Annotated in this window: 23 protein-coding genes; 18 read left to right on the top strand and 5 right to left on the bottom strand. The window is 69.8% G+C overall.

The window, feature by feature from the left end:
- Entirely contained in the window at window positions 1-249 is a 249-nt protein-coding gene (locus BLV24_RS23045; RefSeq protein WP_092685261.1) for a helix-turn-helix domain-containing protein, read from the bottom strand.
- Window positions 250-359: 110 nt separating this feature from the next.
- On the opposite strand from BLV24_RS23045, the gene BLV24_RS23040 reads away from it, so the two are divergent.
- From BLV24_RS23040 to BLV24_RS20200, 5 genes are all read left to right on the top strand, one after another.
- Window positions 360-638 (top strand): helix-turn-helix domain-containing protein, encoded by a 279-nt coding sequence (locus BLV24_RS23040; protein ID WP_092685258.1) that lies wholly within the window; start codon window positions 360-362, stop codon window positions 636-638.
- Window positions 639-877: 239 nt separating this feature from the next.
- Window positions 878-1,090 (top strand): hypothetical protein, encoded by a 213-nt coding sequence (locus tag BLV24_RS22135; protein ID WP_176954856.1) that lies wholly within the window; start codon window positions 878-880, stop codon window positions 1,088-1,090.
- Complete coding sequence (locus tag BLV24_RS20210) at window positions 1,087-1,476, top strand: MerR family transcriptional regulator (protein WP_176954855.1); 390 nt, start codon at window positions 1,087-1,089, stop codon at window positions 1,474-1,476. The genes BLV24_RS22135 and BLV24_RS20210 overlap by 4 nt, the downstream gene beginning before the upstream one ends.
- Window positions 1,473-1,691 carry a hypothetical protein gene (locus BLV24_RS20205; protein ID WP_092685254.1) on the top strand — a complete coding sequence of 73 codons (219 nt, stop codon included), beginning with the start codon at window positions 1,473-1,475 and terminating at the stop codon, window positions 1,689-1,691. The genes BLV24_RS20210 and BLV24_RS20205 overlap by 4 nt, the downstream gene beginning before the upstream one ends.
- Window positions 1,688-1,891 carry a hypothetical protein gene (locus BLV24_RS20200; RefSeq protein WP_092685252.1) on the top strand — a complete coding sequence of 68 codons (204 nt, stop codon included), beginning with the start codon at window positions 1,688-1,690 and terminating at the stop codon, window positions 1,889-1,891. The genes BLV24_RS20205 and BLV24_RS20200 overlap by 4 nt, the downstream gene beginning before the upstream one ends.
- Before the next feature lie 44 nt (window positions 1,892-1,935).
- Here BLV24_RS20200 and BLV24_RS20195 read toward each other — a convergent pair whose 3' ends face one another.
- Window positions 1,936-2,595, bottom strand: a complete 660-nt coding sequence (locus tag BLV24_RS20195) for a hypothetical protein (protein ID WP_092685250.1) — start codon at window positions 2,593-2,595, stop codon at window positions 1,936-1,938.
- Between the two features lie 170 nt (window positions 2,596-2,765).
- Between BLV24_RS20195 and BLV24_RS20190 the strand changes: the two genes are divergently transcribed.
- The 13 genes from BLV24_RS20190 to BLV24_RS20145 all read left to right on the top strand — a co-directional run bounded on the left by BLV24_RS20190 (window position 2,766) and on the right by BLV24_RS20145 (window position 10,855).
- Window positions 2,766-3,014 (top strand): hypothetical protein, encoded by a 249-nt coding sequence (locus BLV24_RS20190; protein WP_092685248.1) that lies wholly within the window; start codon window positions 2,766-2,768, stop codon window positions 3,012-3,014.
- Complete coding sequence (locus tag BLV24_RS20185) at window positions 3,014-3,265, top strand: hypothetical protein (protein ID WP_092685246.1); 252 nt, start codon at window positions 3,014-3,016, stop codon at window positions 3,263-3,265. The genes BLV24_RS20190 and BLV24_RS20185 overlap by 1 nt, the downstream gene beginning before the upstream one ends.
- A complete protein-coding gene (locus BLV24_RS20180) occupies window positions 3,262-3,501 on the top strand; it encodes a hypothetical protein (protein WP_092685244.1) in 240 nt (79 codons plus the stop codon). The genes BLV24_RS20185 and BLV24_RS20180 overlap by 4 nt, the downstream gene beginning before the upstream one ends.
- Window positions 3,498-3,668 carry a hypothetical protein gene (locus tag BLV24_RS22130; protein ID WP_176954854.1) on the top strand — a complete coding sequence of 57 codons (171 nt, stop codon included), beginning with the start codon at window positions 3,498-3,500 and terminating at the stop codon, window positions 3,666-3,668. The genes BLV24_RS20180 and BLV24_RS22130 overlap by 4 nt, the downstream gene beginning before the upstream one ends.
- A 2-nt stretch (window positions 3,669-3,670) precedes the next feature.
- Window positions 3,671-3,946 carry a hypothetical protein gene (locus BLV24_RS20175; RefSeq protein WP_143040380.1) on the top strand — a complete coding sequence of 92 codons (276 nt, stop codon included), beginning with the start codon at window positions 3,671-3,673 and terminating at the stop codon, window positions 3,944-3,946.
- Window positions 3,939-4,586 (top strand): hypothetical protein, encoded by a 648-nt coding sequence (locus tag BLV24_RS20170; RefSeq protein WP_092685240.1) that lies wholly within the window; start codon window positions 3,939-3,941, stop codon window positions 4,584-4,586. Before BLV24_RS20175 ends, BLV24_RS20170 begins: the two co-directional genes overlap by 8 nt.
- Window positions 4,583-6,262, top strand: a complete 1,680-nt coding sequence (locus BLV24_RS20165) for a DNA cytosine methyltransferase (protein ID WP_092685238.1) — start codon at window positions 4,583-4,585, stop codon at window positions 6,260-6,262. The genes BLV24_RS20170 and BLV24_RS20165 overlap by 4 nt, the downstream gene beginning before the upstream one ends.
- Entirely contained in the window at window positions 6,259-6,666 is a 408-nt protein-coding gene (locus tag BLV24_RS21785; RefSeq protein WP_143040379.1) for a hypothetical protein, read from the top strand. The genes BLV24_RS20165 and BLV24_RS21785 overlap by 4 nt, the downstream gene beginning before the upstream one ends.
- Window positions 6,663-6,815 carry a hypothetical protein gene (locus tag BLV24_RS22125; protein ID WP_176954853.1) on the top strand — a complete coding sequence of 51 codons (153 nt, stop codon included), beginning with the start codon at window positions 6,663-6,665 and terminating at the stop codon, window positions 6,813-6,815. The genes BLV24_RS21785 and BLV24_RS22125 overlap by 4 nt, the downstream gene beginning before the upstream one ends.
- Window positions 6,812-7,240 (top strand): DUF4326 domain-containing protein, encoded by a 429-nt coding sequence (locus BLV24_RS20160; protein WP_092685236.1) that lies wholly within the window; start codon window positions 6,812-6,814, stop codon window positions 7,238-7,240. The genes BLV24_RS22125 and BLV24_RS20160 overlap by 4 nt, the downstream gene beginning before the upstream one ends.
- A 157-nt stretch (window positions 7,241-7,397) precedes the next feature.
- A complete protein-coding gene (locus tag BLV24_RS20155) occupies window positions 7,398-8,555 on the top strand; it encodes a site-specific integrase (RefSeq protein ID WP_245710682.1) in 1,158 nt (385 codons plus the stop codon).
- Between the two features lie 337 nt (window positions 8,556-8,892).
- Entirely contained in the window at window positions 8,893-9,738 is an 846-nt protein-coding gene (gene yghU / locus BLV24_RS20150; RefSeq protein ID WP_092685232.1) for a glutathione-dependent disulfide-bond oxidoreductase, read from the top strand.
- Window positions 9,739-9,982: 244 nt separating this feature from the next.
- Window positions 9,983-10,855: a class I SAM-dependent methyltransferase gene (locus tag BLV24_RS20145; RefSeq protein ID WP_092685230.1), complete on the top strand. Its 873-nt coding sequence runs from the start codon at window positions 9,983-9,985 to the stop codon at window positions 10,853-10,855.
- An 83-nt stretch (window positions 10,856-10,938) separates the two neighbouring features.
- On the opposite strand, the gene BLV24_RS20140 is transcribed toward BLV24_RS20145, so the two are convergent.
- From BLV24_RS20140 to BLV24_RS20130, 3 genes are all read right to left on the bottom strand, one after another.
- The gene (locus tag BLV24_RS20140) at window positions 10,939-12,132 is read right to left on the bottom strand and encodes a CaiB/BaiF CoA transferase family protein (protein WP_092685228.1); all 1,194 of its coding nucleotides are present in this window, start codon (window positions 12,130-12,132) and stop codon (window positions 10,939-10,941) included.
- Window positions 12,133-12,340: 208 nt separating this feature from the next.
- Window positions 12,341-13,066 (bottom strand): hypothetical protein, encoded by a 726-nt coding sequence (locus BLV24_RS20135; protein ID WP_092685226.1) that lies wholly within the window; start codon window positions 13,064-13,066, stop codon window positions 12,341-12,343.
- A gap of 39 nt (window positions 13,067-13,105) precedes the next feature.
- Entirely contained in the window at window positions 13,106-14,734 is a 1,629-nt protein-coding gene (locus BLV24_RS20130) for an AMP-binding protein (protein ID WP_092685224.1), read from the bottom strand.
- Between the last annotated feature and the right edge of the window lie 99 nt (window positions 14,735-14,833).

Genomic DNA, 14,833 nt, shown 5'->3' with positions numbered 1-14,833 from the left:
TCATGCCGCGTCGGCCTCCGAGTCGGAAGCGCGGCCGCGAACGGCCTCAAGACCCGCAACGTCGGGAAGATCGTAGAAATCTCCCGGGCGCACCTCACCGCCAGTAGCCCGGAAGATGCGGCCCACGATCTCGGCCTCAGGCACCCGGCCGGCCTCATACCGAGAGACCGCAGACGTTCGAACGGAGATTGCCTCAGCAAACTCCGACTGCGTCATTCCCCGATTTGTTCGCCATGTTCTGAGCTTCATGGCGAGCACCTAATCCCCAAAATGGGGATCATGTCAACATCCCCAACTTGGCAATTGAACGTCAGGCCAACACCTGAGCCAATCCCCAAAGCGGGAAGCGGAGGAAAGACGTGCGGAAATTCGACCCGATCGTAGTGGGCGCGAGACTGATCGAAGCCCGATCAGCCTTAGGGCTTCGCCAGGTTGACATCTGCAACCGCATTGGCGTCAGCACATCCGCGTGGAACCGCTTTGAAACGGGCGCCCGCCTCATAAAGCCAGAGGCCGCGCAAGCGTTTGCAGAGGCCTACGGGTTCGATCTCAATTTCATATACACGGGATCAGAGCGCGGGCTTGATGACGAAATGCGGCGAGCGCTGGCTGACCAGCGCCGACAAAATTCGGCATAGGCTTCATCCAAACTACGCCCCTCGTCAGCCGCTCGCCCCAATGCGGCCAAGGCTGCGTGGCTCTCCAAGCTTATAATCTGCCCCACCGGATTCTCCCCCTAGGCCCCTTGTTCATGTCATTGAACGGAACGCTTACTGAATCGTCAAGACCGTCATTATCCCCAAATTGGAAAGTTTTGCTTTACTGATCCCCATTTTGGGGATTAGCCTACCCTCCGTCAGCCACGATGGAGGCCAGCATGCAAACCCACGCCACCCCCCGCCCCGCCAAGTCAGCCGCCGGCACGATCGGCGCGCTTGAAGCCGCCGCCGGCATCGGCCGAAGCCATGCCGACCGCTGGGAATTCTGGCGTCGCTTCTCGCCCCTCCGCGGCACGACCGGCCTCAACGCCGGAGCCGCCGAACTGCTCCGCATGGCCGAGGCCGCCGCCGCGCCGGAGGCGACCCGGTGACCTACCGCTCGCCGCCCGCCGGCCACCCCTACAGCACCACCGACCTGTGCAGGTATTTCGGCCTCAGCACCCGCACGCTGCGCTACTACGGCGCGATCGAGCTCCTGCCCGCCTTCCGGCGCGGCGAAGCGCGATTTTACTCCGCCGCCGACCGCGACCGCTTGCGCGAGATCCTGCGCCTCAAGCGTTTCGGGTTCACGTTGCAGGAGATCCGCGAGCTGCTGATCCTCGCCGACCGGCACGACGCCCCCGGCTACGCCGCCCGCTTCGAACGCGCCGCCGCCGCCCACCTCGAAGCGATGCGGGACCGCCTGGCCGAGCTGCAGCACGTCATTCCAGCCCTTGAAGCCGAGCGCGCCGCGAACGCGCGGAGGGACGCGGCATGAACGCCCCCGCCCTCTCCAACCTGCGCCGCTATGCGCCGCGCCCGGCGCATGAACTGCGCGCCGCCCTCGGCCGCCTGCAGGCCTATCGCGAAGCCTTCGCCGCCTCGCGCCCCGACGACATGCCGTCCATAGACGCGGCAATCGCCCGCCACCGCGCGCTGCTGGACGGCGGCGCACCGCCCTCCGACCGTCCTGCGCCGGAGGCCGCGGCATGAAATCCGATCTGATGGACGTGGCCGTCCTCTACCAGCACCGGACCCTTCGCGCCGTCTGCGTCCGCCAGACCCTCGACGGCGAGGACCTCTGGTTTCCGCGCGCGCAGGTCGAGATCTACCCGGCCGACCCGCTGATGCGCGGCGAGCCGATCACCCTCACCGGCCCGGCCGCGCTGCTCAAGTCGAAGGGGATCGCGTGATGCTCCGAACGCCCCACGCTAGCCGCCCGCAGGTGCAGGGCCCGCTACTGCGCCGACGCCGCCGCGACGCGACGCTTCGGCAGGTCCGGAAAGCGCGAGGGATCGAAAGTCACCCAGTGCGCAAGGCGCCGCGCTGGCCAGTCGATCCCGAGCAGTTGGGCGTTGTCGCCATGCAGGCTGCGCGCAGCCTGATTGTGCGCCATCGCGTTGACCGCCCACTTGATGGGGGGCTCGTCGGCATAGAGACTCAGCATGCGGGCCTGGCAATCGGTCGCCCTCATGTCGGCCAGCAGCCGGTAGAACTCACGGCGCAGCTGCTGGTGGGAGCGCGCTCGCCCCGAGAAATCGAAGACCAGCGCCGCCATGGAAATCGCGGCTGCCGTCGCCGCCGCCACCGCGGCCAGGGTCGGGTCGTCGCGCAGGACGGTCGCGAAAGCGGCGCTGCCCGCGAGCGCGGTCAGGTAGTGCGCCAGGCGATCAAGACGCTCGAGATGCGACTGTCGCGCGTCGTGATAGAGCGCGCTGCGAAGGAGCTCGAAGTTCAGCGCTTCTGCGTCGGCGGCCGGATGCCCGGCGGCGTTTTTGACATCGGCGTCCGCGGCGATGGGGCTTTCGGCGACGCGGGCGCCTTCGGGCCCGATGGCGGCCGAGGAGGTGACGGCGGCTTCGGGGGCTTCGAGCCGCTCGCGGCGGTCATCGTCCATGGCGAATTCTCCAACAAAGAGACGGTCCTTTCGGTTGATTATCCCAATCGACTGGATCGGGCGGGGGGCGCTGTGAACGCTCCCCGCCACCTGAACACTCTACCGCACGATGTGGAGTCTTCAATCGGCAAGCGCACATCATGTAGCGCGTCAAGTAGGGAGGCCGCGTGATGCCCCCGACACCCCAGCAGATCGCCGACGACGCCCTCGCCGCGGCCCATGCGCTGCGCGACGCGCAGGCCGCGCTCGACGCCGCCGGCCCGATCGACGCCATGACCTATGTCGCGATGCGCTGCCGCCGCATGGACGCCCTGCGCGCGCTGGAGGGGGCGACCGCCGCCCTGCGCGCCCGCTACGCGGTGATCCAGGAACCCTTCGCAGCGCCGGGCCCCGACCGCCGGCAGATCGGGGTCGCGTGATGCCCCCGAACCTCGCCCCCAGCGCCGACGACCGCGTGCGCGAGATCGAGCGGGACCTCTCGGTCGCTCTGCACTTGATCGGATCGGCTGACGCCTTCGACCGGCGCAGGGCGCGCAAACACCTCGCCGACCTGCAGGCCGAGGCCATCGCCGCCAGCGACCACGCCGCCGCGCTGATCAGGCGAGCCATGACAGCCGCAGACCACGCCGCCACCGCCCTCAACGCTGACGAAAAGGGAGACGCCGCATGATCGCCGATCAACTCGCCACCCGGGCCGCACGCTGGCCCGAGGCCCCGCTGCGCGTGCTCGCGCCCCAGGCCCTCGCCACCGCCACCTGCGCCGGAGACGCCGCGCTCTATGCCGACGAGCCGCCCCTCGCCGCGATCCAGCACCTGCGGCAGGCGTGGGCGGCGCTCCACATGGCCCGCAACGCCCGCGCCTCCGCCCGGGCCCACGCGGCGCGCGAACCGGGAGACGCCGCATGACCCGCCCCGACCCCGAAGCAGCCTGCCGAGGCGCCATGCCCCCGACCCCGACCTTTGAACCCGAGCCGGAGCGCCTGCCGCTCGCCGGCCTCATGGTCATCGCCTTCGCCATCGCGCTCATGGCCCTCGCCGCCGGCTGGGCGCTGCGCGGCTGGTGGGGGGCGTGACGATGGCTGAAGACCAGCACAAGATGGCGATGCAGGCGATAGGCCTTGCCGCGCAGATCCTCACGCAGCAAGCCGAGCCCCTCGTCCGGCTCGTCGAGGCCGAGCGGTCGATGCACAGCCACCTCCACATCACCGATCCGACCCTCTACCGGCGCGCCATCGGCGACGAAGGCCTCCGCCAACAAGTCAAGCTCGCGAAGGCCGCGATGGCTTTCATCGCTGCGGTGCAGGATGTGAAAGCAGAGATTGCGGAGCGGGAGGGCCGGGCCGATGGCTGATTTCCTCGACGATGCGCATCAGCAAGCGACGGCCTCTTTCGAGGACCATGTGATGACGATTGAGCAGGATGATGGCGTGCACCGCTGCATCCACTTCGGCAGGCCGGGCGCGTCGGCCTACAGCTACCGCTTAGTGACATGGCCGGGCCATCTCGCGATTTCTGGCGACCTCGAAGATTTCACGTTCAGCCGGCTTCTCGACATGTTCGAATTCTTCCGCCACGACCGGCCAAACTACAGCTACTGGGCGCAAAAGACGACCGCGCGGTCGAGCTTCGGAACGAAGGTGTTCTCGGATCGCTTATACCGCTCGGCCGTCGTTCGCGAGCTCTGGGAAATGCGGCACGAAATCCGCCGCACCACTGGTCGCTCCGCCTCTGAAGTGCTGCGGGATGTGCGCGAAGAACTGCTCGCCGATGAGTTCCCCGACGAGCGTGAAGCCATCATGCGCACGATGGATTTCAGCCTCAGAACGGCCGACGAGCTGCGGACGTGGAACCTGTTCCACGAATTCTACGAGCATCGGCTGACGGAGCCGTCCTTTAATTTCCGGCTGTCTTGCTGGGCGATCGTGCATGGGATCAAGTCCTATGACGCCGCCAAGGCGCGTGCCGCTAAGTCGCCGGAGTTGGTCGCATGAATGACCTCTCCGGCCTGTTCGGCCCCGACCTCGCCCAGCCCGCACCGGCCCGCGAGCTGATCATCGACAGCTTCGCCGGCGGCGGCGGCGCCTCGACCGGGATCGAGCTCGCGCTCGGTCGCTCGCCCGACTACGCGATCAACCACGACGCGGAGGCGTTGGCGCTGCACGCGGCCAACCACCCCGAGACCGTCCACCTGTCGAAAAACGTCTGGCACGTCGACCCGCTCGAAGTCGTCGGCCAGCGGCCGGTCGGGCTCGCGTGGTTCAGCCCCGACTGCAAGCATTTCTCGAAAGCCAAAGGCGGCAAGCCGGTCTCGCGCGGGGTCCGCGACCTCGCATGGGTCATCGTCCTCTGGATGCGGCGGGCCCGGCCCCGCGTCGTCATGCTGGAGAACGTCGAGGAATTTCAGACATGGGGGCCGCTCGACGCGGACGGCCGGCCGTGCCAGGCGCGCCGCGGCGAGACCTTCGACCGATGGGTGAAGGAAGTCCGCCGCCTCGGCTACCGGATCGAATGGCGGGAACTGCGCGCCTGCGACTACGGCGCCCCGACGATCCGCAAGCGCCTATTCGTCATCGCGCGCCGCGACGGCCGCCCGATCATCTGGCCCGAGCCGACCCATGGCGCGCCCGACAGCGAGGGCGTCCAGGCCGGACGGCTCAAGCCCTGGCGCACCGCGGCGGAGATCATCGACTGGACGATCCCCTGCCCGTCGATCTTCGACACGGCCGACGAGATCAAGGCGAAGCACGGCCTGCGCGCGATCCGCCCGCTGGCCGACAACACGCTGCGCCGGATCGCGCGGGGCGTGATGCGCTATGTCGTCGAGAACCCGCGGCCGTTCGTGGTCGGCGCCGGCGTCGCCCCGTGGATCACCTACGGCCAGCAGGGCGGGCTGAACCGCTCGGCCGAGGACCCGCTGCACACGATCACCGCAAGCGCGCGGGACACGAACGCCGTCGCCGCGGCGACGCTGGTGCAGACCGGCTATGGCGAGCGGCCAGGCCAGGCGCCCCGCGCGCTGGACATAGGCGCGCCCCTCGGGACGCAGGTCGCCGGCGGCGGGAAACACGCGCTCGTCGCCGCGTTCCTCGCGAAGCATACGACCGGCGGCGTCGGGTCCAGCCTCGACGAGCCCGCCCCGACGATCACCGCCAACGGCTTCGTCAAGCGTCCCGGCGGCGCGGCCCCCATCGGAATCGCCGCCGCCTATCTCGCCCAGCACAACGGCGGACCGCGGAACGATGGCCTCGCCGGCCGCGACGCGCGCGAGCCCCTGTCCGCGCTGACCACCACCGGCGCGCAACAGCAGCTCGTCGCCGCCTTCCTGTCGAAATACTACGGGACGGGCGATGGCGCCGAGGTCGACGACCCGATGCACACGGTCACCACCCGAGACCGCTTCGGGCTGGTGACGGTAGAGATCGAGGGGGCGACCTACGCCGTCGCCGACATAGGCATGCGGATGCTCACCCCGCGCGAGCGGTTCCGCGCGCAGGGCTTCCCCGACAGCTACCAGATCGAGGCCGGCCGGGGCTCGGACGGCGAGCCCGTGAAGCTAACCGGGACCGCCCAGGGCCGCATGTGCGGGAACAGCGTCTGCCCGCCGCTGGCCGAGGCGCTGGCCCGGGCGAACGTCCCCGAGCTGGCCGAGGGGCGGGCAGTCTCATGAGCCGCCTACTTGAGCGAAGAGGAGATCGTCAGAACCCCCTCGAACGGTTCGACTGGCCGAGCGAGCGCCTGCAGCTTTCCATCTTGAAGACGGCATCGATGGACCTGACCGCATGCGGAACAATGGATCGGCACAAATCCGACCTGCTCGCAAAGCCTCTCGAAGGCTGCAACGCTCTCGACTTCGCCAACACTGAACTGCCCGCCTGTCGAGGGGCAGACCAGATGCATCTCAGCCATAAAATTCCCTTTCGCCACGCTTCGAATCAGAAAGTGCGATTGAGCTACTACCTTAGGGCTGTTTCAAGTTTCGTCAACTCTCCCTTAAGGAGAAGTCTGTTCGCCGCGCAGGTCGCTTTCGGGCGGGAGGAGGAAGCGGTTTCCATGGGGAGGGCCGCGGGATGACCTCCGGCATGTTGGTCGGCGCGTGGCTGGAGCAGCGATACGGCTGGAACGCGGTCTGGTGGGCCGCCGCCGCGGCGGCGATGCTGTCAGAATGCGGGGAGCCGCTGGGAACCCGCCTCGCCATATGGACGCTGGAGCTCGTGAAATGACCGCTCCCGCCCGCATCCAGCGCCGCCGGGTCCGCGGCTGGCGCATGCCCGAGGGCGCCGCCTATGTCGGCCGACCAACGCTATTCGGCAACCCATGGGCGGCAGGCGACCCCGCCACGGTCGACGTCTGGTTTCGCGGGGACTATCCGGCCTTCGTCGCCGGCGCGTTCTTCCGCGGCCCTCGCGACGCCCAGACCCGGGAATGGGCGGTCGAATGCTTCCGCGCATGGCTCGAGGACGACGCCCCGGCCCTGCCGGACAACCTCACGGACCAGGGCCAGGCCGACGCGATCATGGGCTTTCAGCACCGCCGCGCCATGCTGCTGGACCGCCTGCCCGAGATCCGCGGCCGGGCCCTCGCATGCTGGTGCCCGCTCGATTGCTCATGTCACGCAGACGTTCTGCTGGAGCTCGCGAACCGATGACCCGCCGCCCCGCCCTTGAAGCCCGCCGAGACGCCGTCGCGCTCGACCCGACCGCACCGCTGCTGTCGGTCGACGAGGCGCTGGCGTGGCTCGCGGCGCGCGGGGCGCCGGCGTCCAGGTCGACGCTCGACCGGATGCGGGCGGCAGGCGAATTGCCTTGGGTCTCGACCCGCGGGCGGACTCGCGTCAAGTTCAGGGCGACCGACCTCGCCGCCGCCTTCATCGCTGGATTGGAAACATGCCCCTCACGATCAAGCAGCGCAGCCGCGGCGGAAACTTCTACCTTCGCGGGTCGATCGCAGGGGTCAGCGTTCGCGAGAGCACTGGCACTAACGACCGCCGCGCCGCGGAAGCGATCCGGGTCCGGCGCGAGGCCGAAATCCTCGAGCGTGTCGCGCTTGGACGAAGCGCGGGCCGCACATTCGCCGAAGCCGCACTGACCTATCTGGAGACCGGCGGCGAGGCCCGGTTTCTCGGGCCGCTGCTGGAGTACTTCGGTCCGGACCGGCGCCTCGCCGAGATCGACAACGCCGCGGTGAACGCCGCCGCCGCGGCCCTCTATCCCGGCGCCGCCGCCTCCACGATCAATCGCCAGGTCATCACCCCTATCGCCGCGATCGAGAACCTGGCCGCCGAGGACGACATGCGCGCGGCGCGCCGGTTCAGACGGCGCCGGGTCTCCGACGCCCGGCTGCGCTGGTTGACGCCGGCCGAGGCCGAACGGCTGCTGACCGAGGCCGAGCCCCGCATGCGCCCGCTGATCGCCTTCCTGCTCGGGACCGGTGCGCGCGCCGGCGAGGCGCTGGCGCTGCAACGGGCCGACCTCCACCTCGACACAAGGCAAGCATTCCTCGCCCGCGCGGAGGGGCGCCAGACCAAGAACGGGTTCCCGCGCATGGTCAGATACCCCGCGCGCGTGGCCAGACTCCTGGCCGCCTCCGGCCTGCCCGACGCCGGCGCCGTATTCCGGACCCCGAAGGGCGCCGCCTACAAGCTGCGCGACGCCGGCGGCGGACAGATCCAGGCCGCGTTCAACAAGGCGCGGGACGCGGCCAAGCTCGGCGCGGACGTCACGCCCCACACATGTCGCCACACATGGGCGACCTGGTTCGACGCGGCGACGGGCGATTTCGGGCAGCTGCTCGACCTCGGCGGATGGCGATCGGTCTCGACCGCGCAGCGTTATCGCAAGATCGCCCCCGACTCCCTCGCGGCCGACCTCGCCGCGCATGGCTGGGCGTTCGGCCGCGATCGGCCCGAGGCGGAGGCGGCGCCCGAGACGTCCTCGCCCAGGATGCGCCCACGGCGCGCATGAACGCCCAAAACGCGCCCACGCCGGACGGAATGTCCTGATTTATCCATAGATTTCGGGAGGTTGCCGGGAAATGAATTTCCCTTAGCAGGGGAGCGCCTTCGACCACTCGGCCACCACTCCGCGGACGTGTATATGTACCGAGCCGCGGCGTTGCAATGCCGGTTTCGCCGGTTTTGCGGAGCCGCCGCCGCACCCCCCGTCCAACCGCCGAATCCCGCCATGCCACTGGCGAAGCGCCCCGCCGGACCCTACTCTTAAGGCTTCGTGACGATCCGGCGCCGCGCCCGCGCCGCCGAGCGCCTGCCGGCCTCGGACCGCAGCAAGGAAAGACGAACGCATGACAGACGTCCCCGCCTACACGCCCCCCGAAGTCTGGACCTGGGACCAGGAGAGCGGCGGCCGCTTCGCCTCCATCAACCGGCCCATCGCCGGCGCCACCCACGAAAAGACCCTGCCCGTCGGCAAGCACCCGTTCCAGCTCTACTCGCTCGCCACTCCCAACGGGGTGAAGGTGACGATGATGTTCGAGGAGCTGCTGGCCGCCGGCCACACGGGCGCCGAATACGACGCCTGGCTCATCAGGATCGGCGACGGCGACCAGTTCGGCTCGGACTTCGTGGCGGCCAACCCGAATTCCAAGATCCCGGCGCTGGTCGACCGCTCGGGCCCCGAGCCGGTGCGGGTGTTCGAGAGCGCCTCGATCCTGATGCACCTGGCCGAGAAGTTCGGCGCCTTCCTGCCCGCCTCGGGCCCGGCGCGGACCGAGACGATCAACTGGCTGATGTGGCAGATGGGCTCCGCCCCCTATCTCGGCGGCGGCTTCGGGCATTTCTACGCCTATGCGCCCGAGAAGTGGGAATACCCGATCAACCGTTTCGCGATGGAGGTGAAGCGGCAGCTCGACGTGCTGGACCGGCAGCTGGCCGAACGCAAGTTCATCGCCGGCGACGACTACACCATCGCCGACATGGCGATCTACCCCTGGTACGGCCAGCTGGCCAAGGGGCTGCTCTATTCGTCGGGCAAGTTCCTTTCGGTCGATGAATACAAGCACGTCAACCGCTGGGCCGACGAGATCTGGGCCCGTCCCGCAACCAAGCGCGGCCGTCGGGTGAACCGGGTGGTCGGCGATGAGGCCGATCAGATGCCCGAACGCCACGACGCCTCGGATTTCGACAAGTAGGACCGCGCCTTTCGCCCTCGCTCCGGCCGCGCGCCGGGGTGGGGGCGTTCCTGTTTCACGACGATCGCCCCTGGCGTCGCCCCCGCCGCGCTGCGCCGCCGCGCCGATGCGCGCAAGTGGGCCGAATTTCACTTGATTAGATTTGAGCGAGCCCGCAGAACTGGGCCGACGACACGCGAAATGCGACACGATTGTCCGGTTGACCCCGTCAACCGAACAAAAATAGTGCGAAAACGGTACCGACATGTTTCTATCACGCAATCAACGCGCCAAGTATCAACCCAATCCCGGAACGCCGCAGGACTTCCAGGCCAAGGTGAAGAACTCGGTTTATTACGCGGAATTGCCGGACGATGCGATCGCGGACCACCTCGCCCATGATCTGGCCGAAATTCCGCCCACGAGTTATCGTGAGGGCTATCACGGCGACCGGCATCACGACTATTGGCTGTCCGGCGTGCGGGACTATCGGCGCGTCATGTCTTATTGGGACAAGTACGGCGCAGGCCGCGCGCCTCGCAGCTTTCTTGATTTCGGCGGCTCTTCCGGCCGCGTCGTGCGCCACATGGCGGCGATGAATCCGCAGGCGCAGGTCTATTGCGCCGATCTCGGGATCACCGCCATCGAATGGGCGCTGGCCCATCTGCCCATGAACGTGCAGGCGATGCAGAGCACGATCCTGCCCGGCCTGCCCCTGGCCGACCGCTCCGTCGACGTGATCACGGCGTTCAGCGTGTTCACCCATGTGGACAATCACGAATACGGCTGGCTGGCTGAACTGGCCCGCGTGGCCGCCCCCGGCGCGATGCTCTACCTCACATTGATGACGGAGGACACCTGGGACGCCTGCATGCGGATCGACTGGCGCTACAAGGGGCTGACCGGCTCCGTCGCCGGGTTCGACGCCTATGAGCGCGGAACGCCGATGCCCGCGGACAAGGACAAGATCGCGTTCTACGACAAGTCCAATTCCTACGGCACGACGTTCCACAGCAAGCGCCATGTCCACAAGGTCTGGGCGCGCTTCTTCGACATCCATGAGATCTGGACGCCGCCGGGGGTCGAGACGATCGGCGAACAGACGGTCGTGGTCTGCTCGCCCAAGGCGTCGGCCTGACCCCGCCGCCGCGCGTTCCCCTCCGGGGACGGGCGGCGGCCGGGCCGGGGCGCGGCCCGAGCCTCGGCGCGGGGCGCGGCCGGTCAGGCCACGCCCCGCGCCCGAAGCCCGGCGATGTCCTCGGGCCCGAAACCCAGCGCCTCCAGCACCTCGTCGGTATGCTCGCCCGCTTCCGGCGTGGGGGCGCGCAGGGTCGGCGCCTGGCCGGAGACATGGATCGGCTGGTTCAGCACCTTCAGCGGCCCGCGGGTGGGGTGCTCGACCTCTCCCACCAGTCCCAGATGCGCGACCTGCGGATCCTCGAAGACCTGGTCGATGCTGTTGATCGGCCCGCAGGGGATGCCGGCGGCGAGCAGCGCCTCGGTCCACGCGGCGGCGGTGCGGGTCGCGGTGATCTCCCGGATCAGACCGTTGAGCGCGGGCCGGTTGGCGAGCCGGTCGCGCGGCGTGGCGTAGCGCGGATCCTCCGGCAGGTCCGGGCGGCCGATCACCTCGCAGAAGGCGCGCCACATGCGGTCGCCGGTGGCGGCGATGTTCATGGCGCCGTCCGCGGTGGGATAGACCCCCATCGGCGTGGCGGTCGGGTGGTCGTTGCCCGCCTGCCCCGGCGCCTGCCCGTCGATCAGCCAGCGCGCCGCCTGGAAGTCGAGCAGCGCCACCTGGGCCTGCAGAAGGCTCGACTGGATCCACGCGCCCTCGCCCGTCCGCTCGCGGTTCAGCAGGGCCATCAGGATCCCCTGCGCGCAGAACAGCCCGGCGCCGAGATCGGCCACCGCGATGCCGGCCCGCACCGGCCCCTGCCCCGGCAGGCCGGTGATCGACATCAGCCCGCCCATGCCCTGCGCCACCTGGTCGAAGCCCGGCCGTTCCGCATAGGGCCCGGTCTGCCCGAAGCCGGAGATCGAGCCCATGACCAGCCGCGGGTTGCGCGCATGCAGCGCCTCCCATCCCAGGCCGAGCCGGTCCATGACGCCGGGACGGAAGTTCTCCACCAGCACGTCGGCGCCGTCGACGAGGCGCAGCAGGATCTCGCGGCCTTCGTCCGATTTCAGGTTCAGGGTCAGGCTGCGCTTGTTGCGATGCAGGTTCTGGAAATCCGAGGTCGAGCGGTCCGCGTAGCCCGAGCGGTCGTCCGGCGGCTCGATCCGGATGACGTCGGCGCCCCAGTCGGCGAACTGCTTCACGCAGGTGGGGCCGGAGCGGATGCGGGTCAGGTCCAGCACGCGGAACCGGTCGAGCGGGCCGGAGCGGGGCGGTCGGGCGCCGGAAGAGGTCATGCCTGGGTCTCCATTTCGGTCTCGGCGCCGCGTCGGGCGACAGGGCGGGCGATGCCGCCCGGGCGCAGGATAGTCCGGGCGGGGCGGGACGTCCCGCGCTTCATGAGCCCGCGCTTCATGAGATAGGGCGCGCGGCGGGTTGAAACCCGCCCTACCGCGTCGGCGCGGAGGGTCGCAGGGCGCGCGTCCGCGCGCCGCCGCCTCCGGTTCAGGCGATGACCGCCTCCAGCGGGGCCAGCCCCTCGGCCTCCAGCCGCCAGACCTGCCCGGCGCGCACCGGCGGCAGGCCGGTGAGCGAGCCGGTGATGATCCAGTCCCCCGCCTTCATTCCGCCGAACGGGTCTCCGCCGACCCGCGCGAAGGCGAGCAGCGAGGCCAGCGGGTCGATGGGCGCGTAGGGCGCCTGCGCGTCCACGCCGTCGCGCAGCAGGACCGGGCGCGGGAAGGCGCCGGCCGCGGGCGGACCGGCGACGGGGGCGCCCAGCACCACCGCATGGGCGATGAAATCATCGGCCATCTTCTCGGGCCGGGTCTGGTCGGGATGGGAGACGCGGGCGCGGGTCAGCTCGAAGGCCGGCGCGTGGGCGTCGATCAGCGAGGCCAGCGCCTCGACCGTCATCGCGGGATCGGGAACCAGATCGGCCCCGAGGCGCAGCGCGATCTCGCCCTCGATGCCCTCGGCGCCCGGCGGCGGCGCCTCCCCCGCCTCGGCCCGCGCCAGGACCGCCACCGGCGAAGCCGCGGCGGGCGGCCCGCCCGAGACCTTCCAGGCCCCGGACCGGCCCAGCGCCGCATGGACCTGCGCCTGGATGGCATAGGCCCCGGCGATGTCGGCGGGGCGCAGCCGCTCGGGCAGACGCTCCAGCGGCCGCCCCGTGCGGCGGGCCTCCAGCAACAGGGCCGCCGCCTCCGCCGCCTCCCCCCCCGGGCTCATGCGGAAATTCCGGGGGCGAGGCGGCGGGGCGGGGTCATGTCAGGCGGTCTCCATCTCGGCCAGTTGCGCGCGGAGCCCGGCCTTGTGGACCTTCTCCAGCGTCGAGCGCGGCATCTGGGACACAACGAACACCTCCCGCGGCCGCTTGAAATCCGCCAGCTTGTCGCGGCATTCGTCGAGGATGCGGGCCTTGAGCGCCGCGTGCCCCTCCGGCCCCATCTCCGGAACCGGGATCACGAAGACCACCGGCACCTCGTCCAGCATCCGGTCCTTGCGGGCCACAACCGCGTTCTCGTAGACGCCGCCGACGGTGGCCACCACCCGCTCGATCTCCGAGGCCGCGACGTTTTCCCCGCCGACCTTCAGCATGTCCTTGTCGCGGTCGGCGAAGGTGATCCAGCCGTCCTCGTCCAGCCGCACCCGGTCGCCGGTGTCGAACCAGCCGTCCTCGGAGAAGCTGTCGGACGTGGCCTTCTCATTGCCCAGATACTCAAGGAACAGCTGGATCCCGCGCCAGCCGCGACATTGCAGAAGGCCGACTTCGCCCGGCTCGACCATCCCGCCGTCCTCGCGCAGCACCCTTATGTCATAGCCGGGGCCGGGGCGGCCGGTGGAGCCGGGGCGCCCGCCGATCGAAGACGCCTCGCCGATCAGGCCATGGGTGATGGTCTCCGTCATCCCCCACCAGCCGATGGAGCGGATGCCGAACACCCCGTCCCAGGGCAGTTCGTTGCCCGACATGCCGAACATGCGGAAGCTGTGCGCCTCGGGCATCGGGTGCTGCTGCACGGCCTTGCAGAAGAACGGCAGCATCGACGCCCAGGTGCAGCCGTTGCGGTTGGCCACGTCCCAGAAGCGGGAGGCGGAGAAGCGCGGCTGCATGACCACGGTTCCCCCGACCCACATGGTCGGCAGGATCGAATAGGTCCGGGCGTTGGTGTGGAAGGTGGGCATCTGCACCAGATGCACGTCGCTTTCCACCAGCCCCTCGTTGAACGCCGAGGTCCGCGCGCCCCAGAGCGCGTTGCCCTGCGTCCACAGCACCCCCTTGGGGCGGGACGTGGTGCCGGAGGTGTACTGGACCGAGCCATGCCGCCACGGGTCGGGCGCCGGCCGGGCCATGCCGGCGGGGTCCGCGTCGATGGCGGAGAAGGCCGAGCCCGCGTCCGGCGCCAGCCCCGCGGGGGGCGCGCCGCCGCCGACCATCGCCTCGGTCACCGCCACCCATTTCACATGGCGGCAGGCGCGGGCGACCAGCTCGGCCAGCTCGGGCTGGGTGATCGCGGCGACCGCCCCGCAATTGTCGGCGAAATAGGACAGTTCGTCGGCCGAGGAGCGGGTGTTGGTGGTCACCACGATGGCGCCGATGCGCTGGATCGCGAACCAGAGGAATTCCATCTCCGGGCAGTTGTCGAGATGGACGAGCACCCGGTCCCCCTCGCCGATCCCCCGCGCCGCCAGGCCGGCGGCGAGCCGGGCGACCCGGTCGCGGAAGGCCGCGTAGGTCCAGGTCCGGGGCGGGCCCTCGAACGGCTCCCACACCAGGAACGGACGGTCGGGGCTCTGGTCGGCGCGCAGGTCCAGCAGCCAGTTCACGTCGCGCCCGGCGAAGGGGTTGATGATGGCGCTTTGGGCGTCGCGGGGGGCGGCGCGGGCTCCGGTGGTCATGGGGGCTCCTCCCGGGTGGCGGCGCGTCCGGGCGCCGCTCGTGATTGGGCCGCGGGCCGGGCCGGAGGGGCCGGCCCGCGGGTGGTCGGGCGAACTTAC

This window comes from Albimonas donghaensis (assembly GCF_900106695.1).
Classification (GTDB): Bacteria; Pseudomonadota; Alphaproteobacteria; order Rhodobacterales; family Rhodobacteraceae; genus Albimonas; species Albimonas donghaensis.
The sequence above is the reverse complement of the archived record's forward strand: the minus strand, read 5'-3'. Positions and strand labels throughout refer to the sequence as shown.

Excerpts from the sequence above, each read along its gene's own strand:
- BLV24_RS23045 (WP_092685261.1), bottom strand. The coding sequence starts at position 249 with ATGAAGCTCAGAACATGGCGAACAAATCGGGGAATGACGCAGTCGGAG.
- BLV24_RS22135 (WP_176954856.1), top strand. The coding sequence starts at position 878 with ATGCAAACCCACGCCACCCCCCGCCCCGCCAAGTCAGCCGCCGGCACG.
- BLV24_RS20205 (WP_092685254.1), top strand. The coding sequence starts at position 1,473 with ATGAACGCCCCCGCCCTCTCCAACCTGCGCCGCTATGCGCCGCGCCCG.
- BLV24_RS20200 (WP_092685252.1), top strand. The coding sequence starts at position 1,688 with ATGAAATCCGATCTGATGGACGTGGCCGTCCTCTACCAGCACCGGACC.
- BLV24_RS20195 (WP_092685250.1), bottom strand. The coding sequence starts at position 2,595 with ATGGACGATGACCGCCGCGAGCGGCTCGAAGCCCCCGAAGCCGCCGTC.
- BLV24_RS20190 (WP_092685248.1), top strand. The coding sequence starts at position 2,766 with ATGCCCCCGACACCCCAGCAGATCGCCGACGACGCCCTCGCCGCGGCC.
- BLV24_RS20185 (WP_092685246.1), top strand. The coding sequence starts at position 3,014 with ATGCCCCCGAACCTCGCCCCCAGCGCCGACGACCGCGTGCGCGAGATC.
- BLV24_RS20180 (WP_092685244.1), top strand. The coding sequence starts at position 3,262 with ATGATCGCCGATCAACTCGCCACCCGGGCCGCACGCTGGCCCGAGGCC.
- BLV24_RS22130 (WP_176954854.1), top strand. The coding sequence starts at position 3,498 with ATGACCCGCCCCGACCCCGAAGCAGCCTGCCGAGGCGCCATGCCCCCG.
- BLV24_RS20175 (WP_143040380.1), top strand. The coding sequence starts at position 3,671 with ATGGCTGAAGACCAGCACAAGATGGCGATGCAGGCGATAGGCCTTGCC.
- BLV24_RS20170 (WP_092685240.1), top strand. The coding sequence starts at position 3,939 with ATGGCTGATTTCCTCGACGATGCGCATCAGCAAGCGACGGCCTCTTTC.
- BLV24_RS20165 (WP_092685238.1), top strand. The coding sequence starts at position 4,583 with ATGAATGACCTCTCCGGCCTGTTCGGCCCCGACCTCGCCCAGCCCGCA.
- BLV24_RS21785 (WP_143040379.1), top strand. The coding sequence starts at position 6,259 with ATGAGCCGCCTACTTGAGCGAAGAGGAGATCGTCAGAACCCCCTCGAA.
- BLV24_RS22125 (WP_176954853.1), top strand. The coding sequence starts at position 6,663 with ATGACCTCCGGCATGTTGGTCGGCGCGTGGCTGGAGCAGCGATACGGC.
- BLV24_RS20160 (WP_092685236.1), top strand. The coding sequence starts at position 6,812 with ATGACCGCTCCCGCCCGCATCCAGCGCCGCCGGGTCCGCGGCTGGCGC.
- yghU (WP_092685232.1), top strand. The coding sequence starts at position 8,893 with ATGACAGACGTCCCCGCCTACACGCCCCCCGAAGTCTGGACCTGGGAC.
- BLV24_RS20145 (WP_092685230.1), top strand. The coding sequence starts at position 9,983 with ATGTTTCTATCACGCAATCAACGCGCCAAGTATCAACCCAATCCCGGA.
- BLV24_RS20140 (WP_092685228.1), bottom strand. The coding sequence starts at position 12,132 with ATGACCTCTTCCGGCGCCCGACCGCCCCGCTCCGGCCCGCTCGACCGG.
- BLV24_RS20135 (WP_092685226.1), bottom strand. The coding sequence starts at position 13,066 with ATGAGCCCGGGGGGGGAGGCGGCGGAGGCGGCGGCCCTGTTGCTGGAG.
- BLV24_RS20130 (WP_092685224.1), bottom strand. The coding sequence starts at position 14,734 with ATGACCACCGGAGCCCGCGCCGCCCCCCGCGACGCCCAAAGCGCCATC.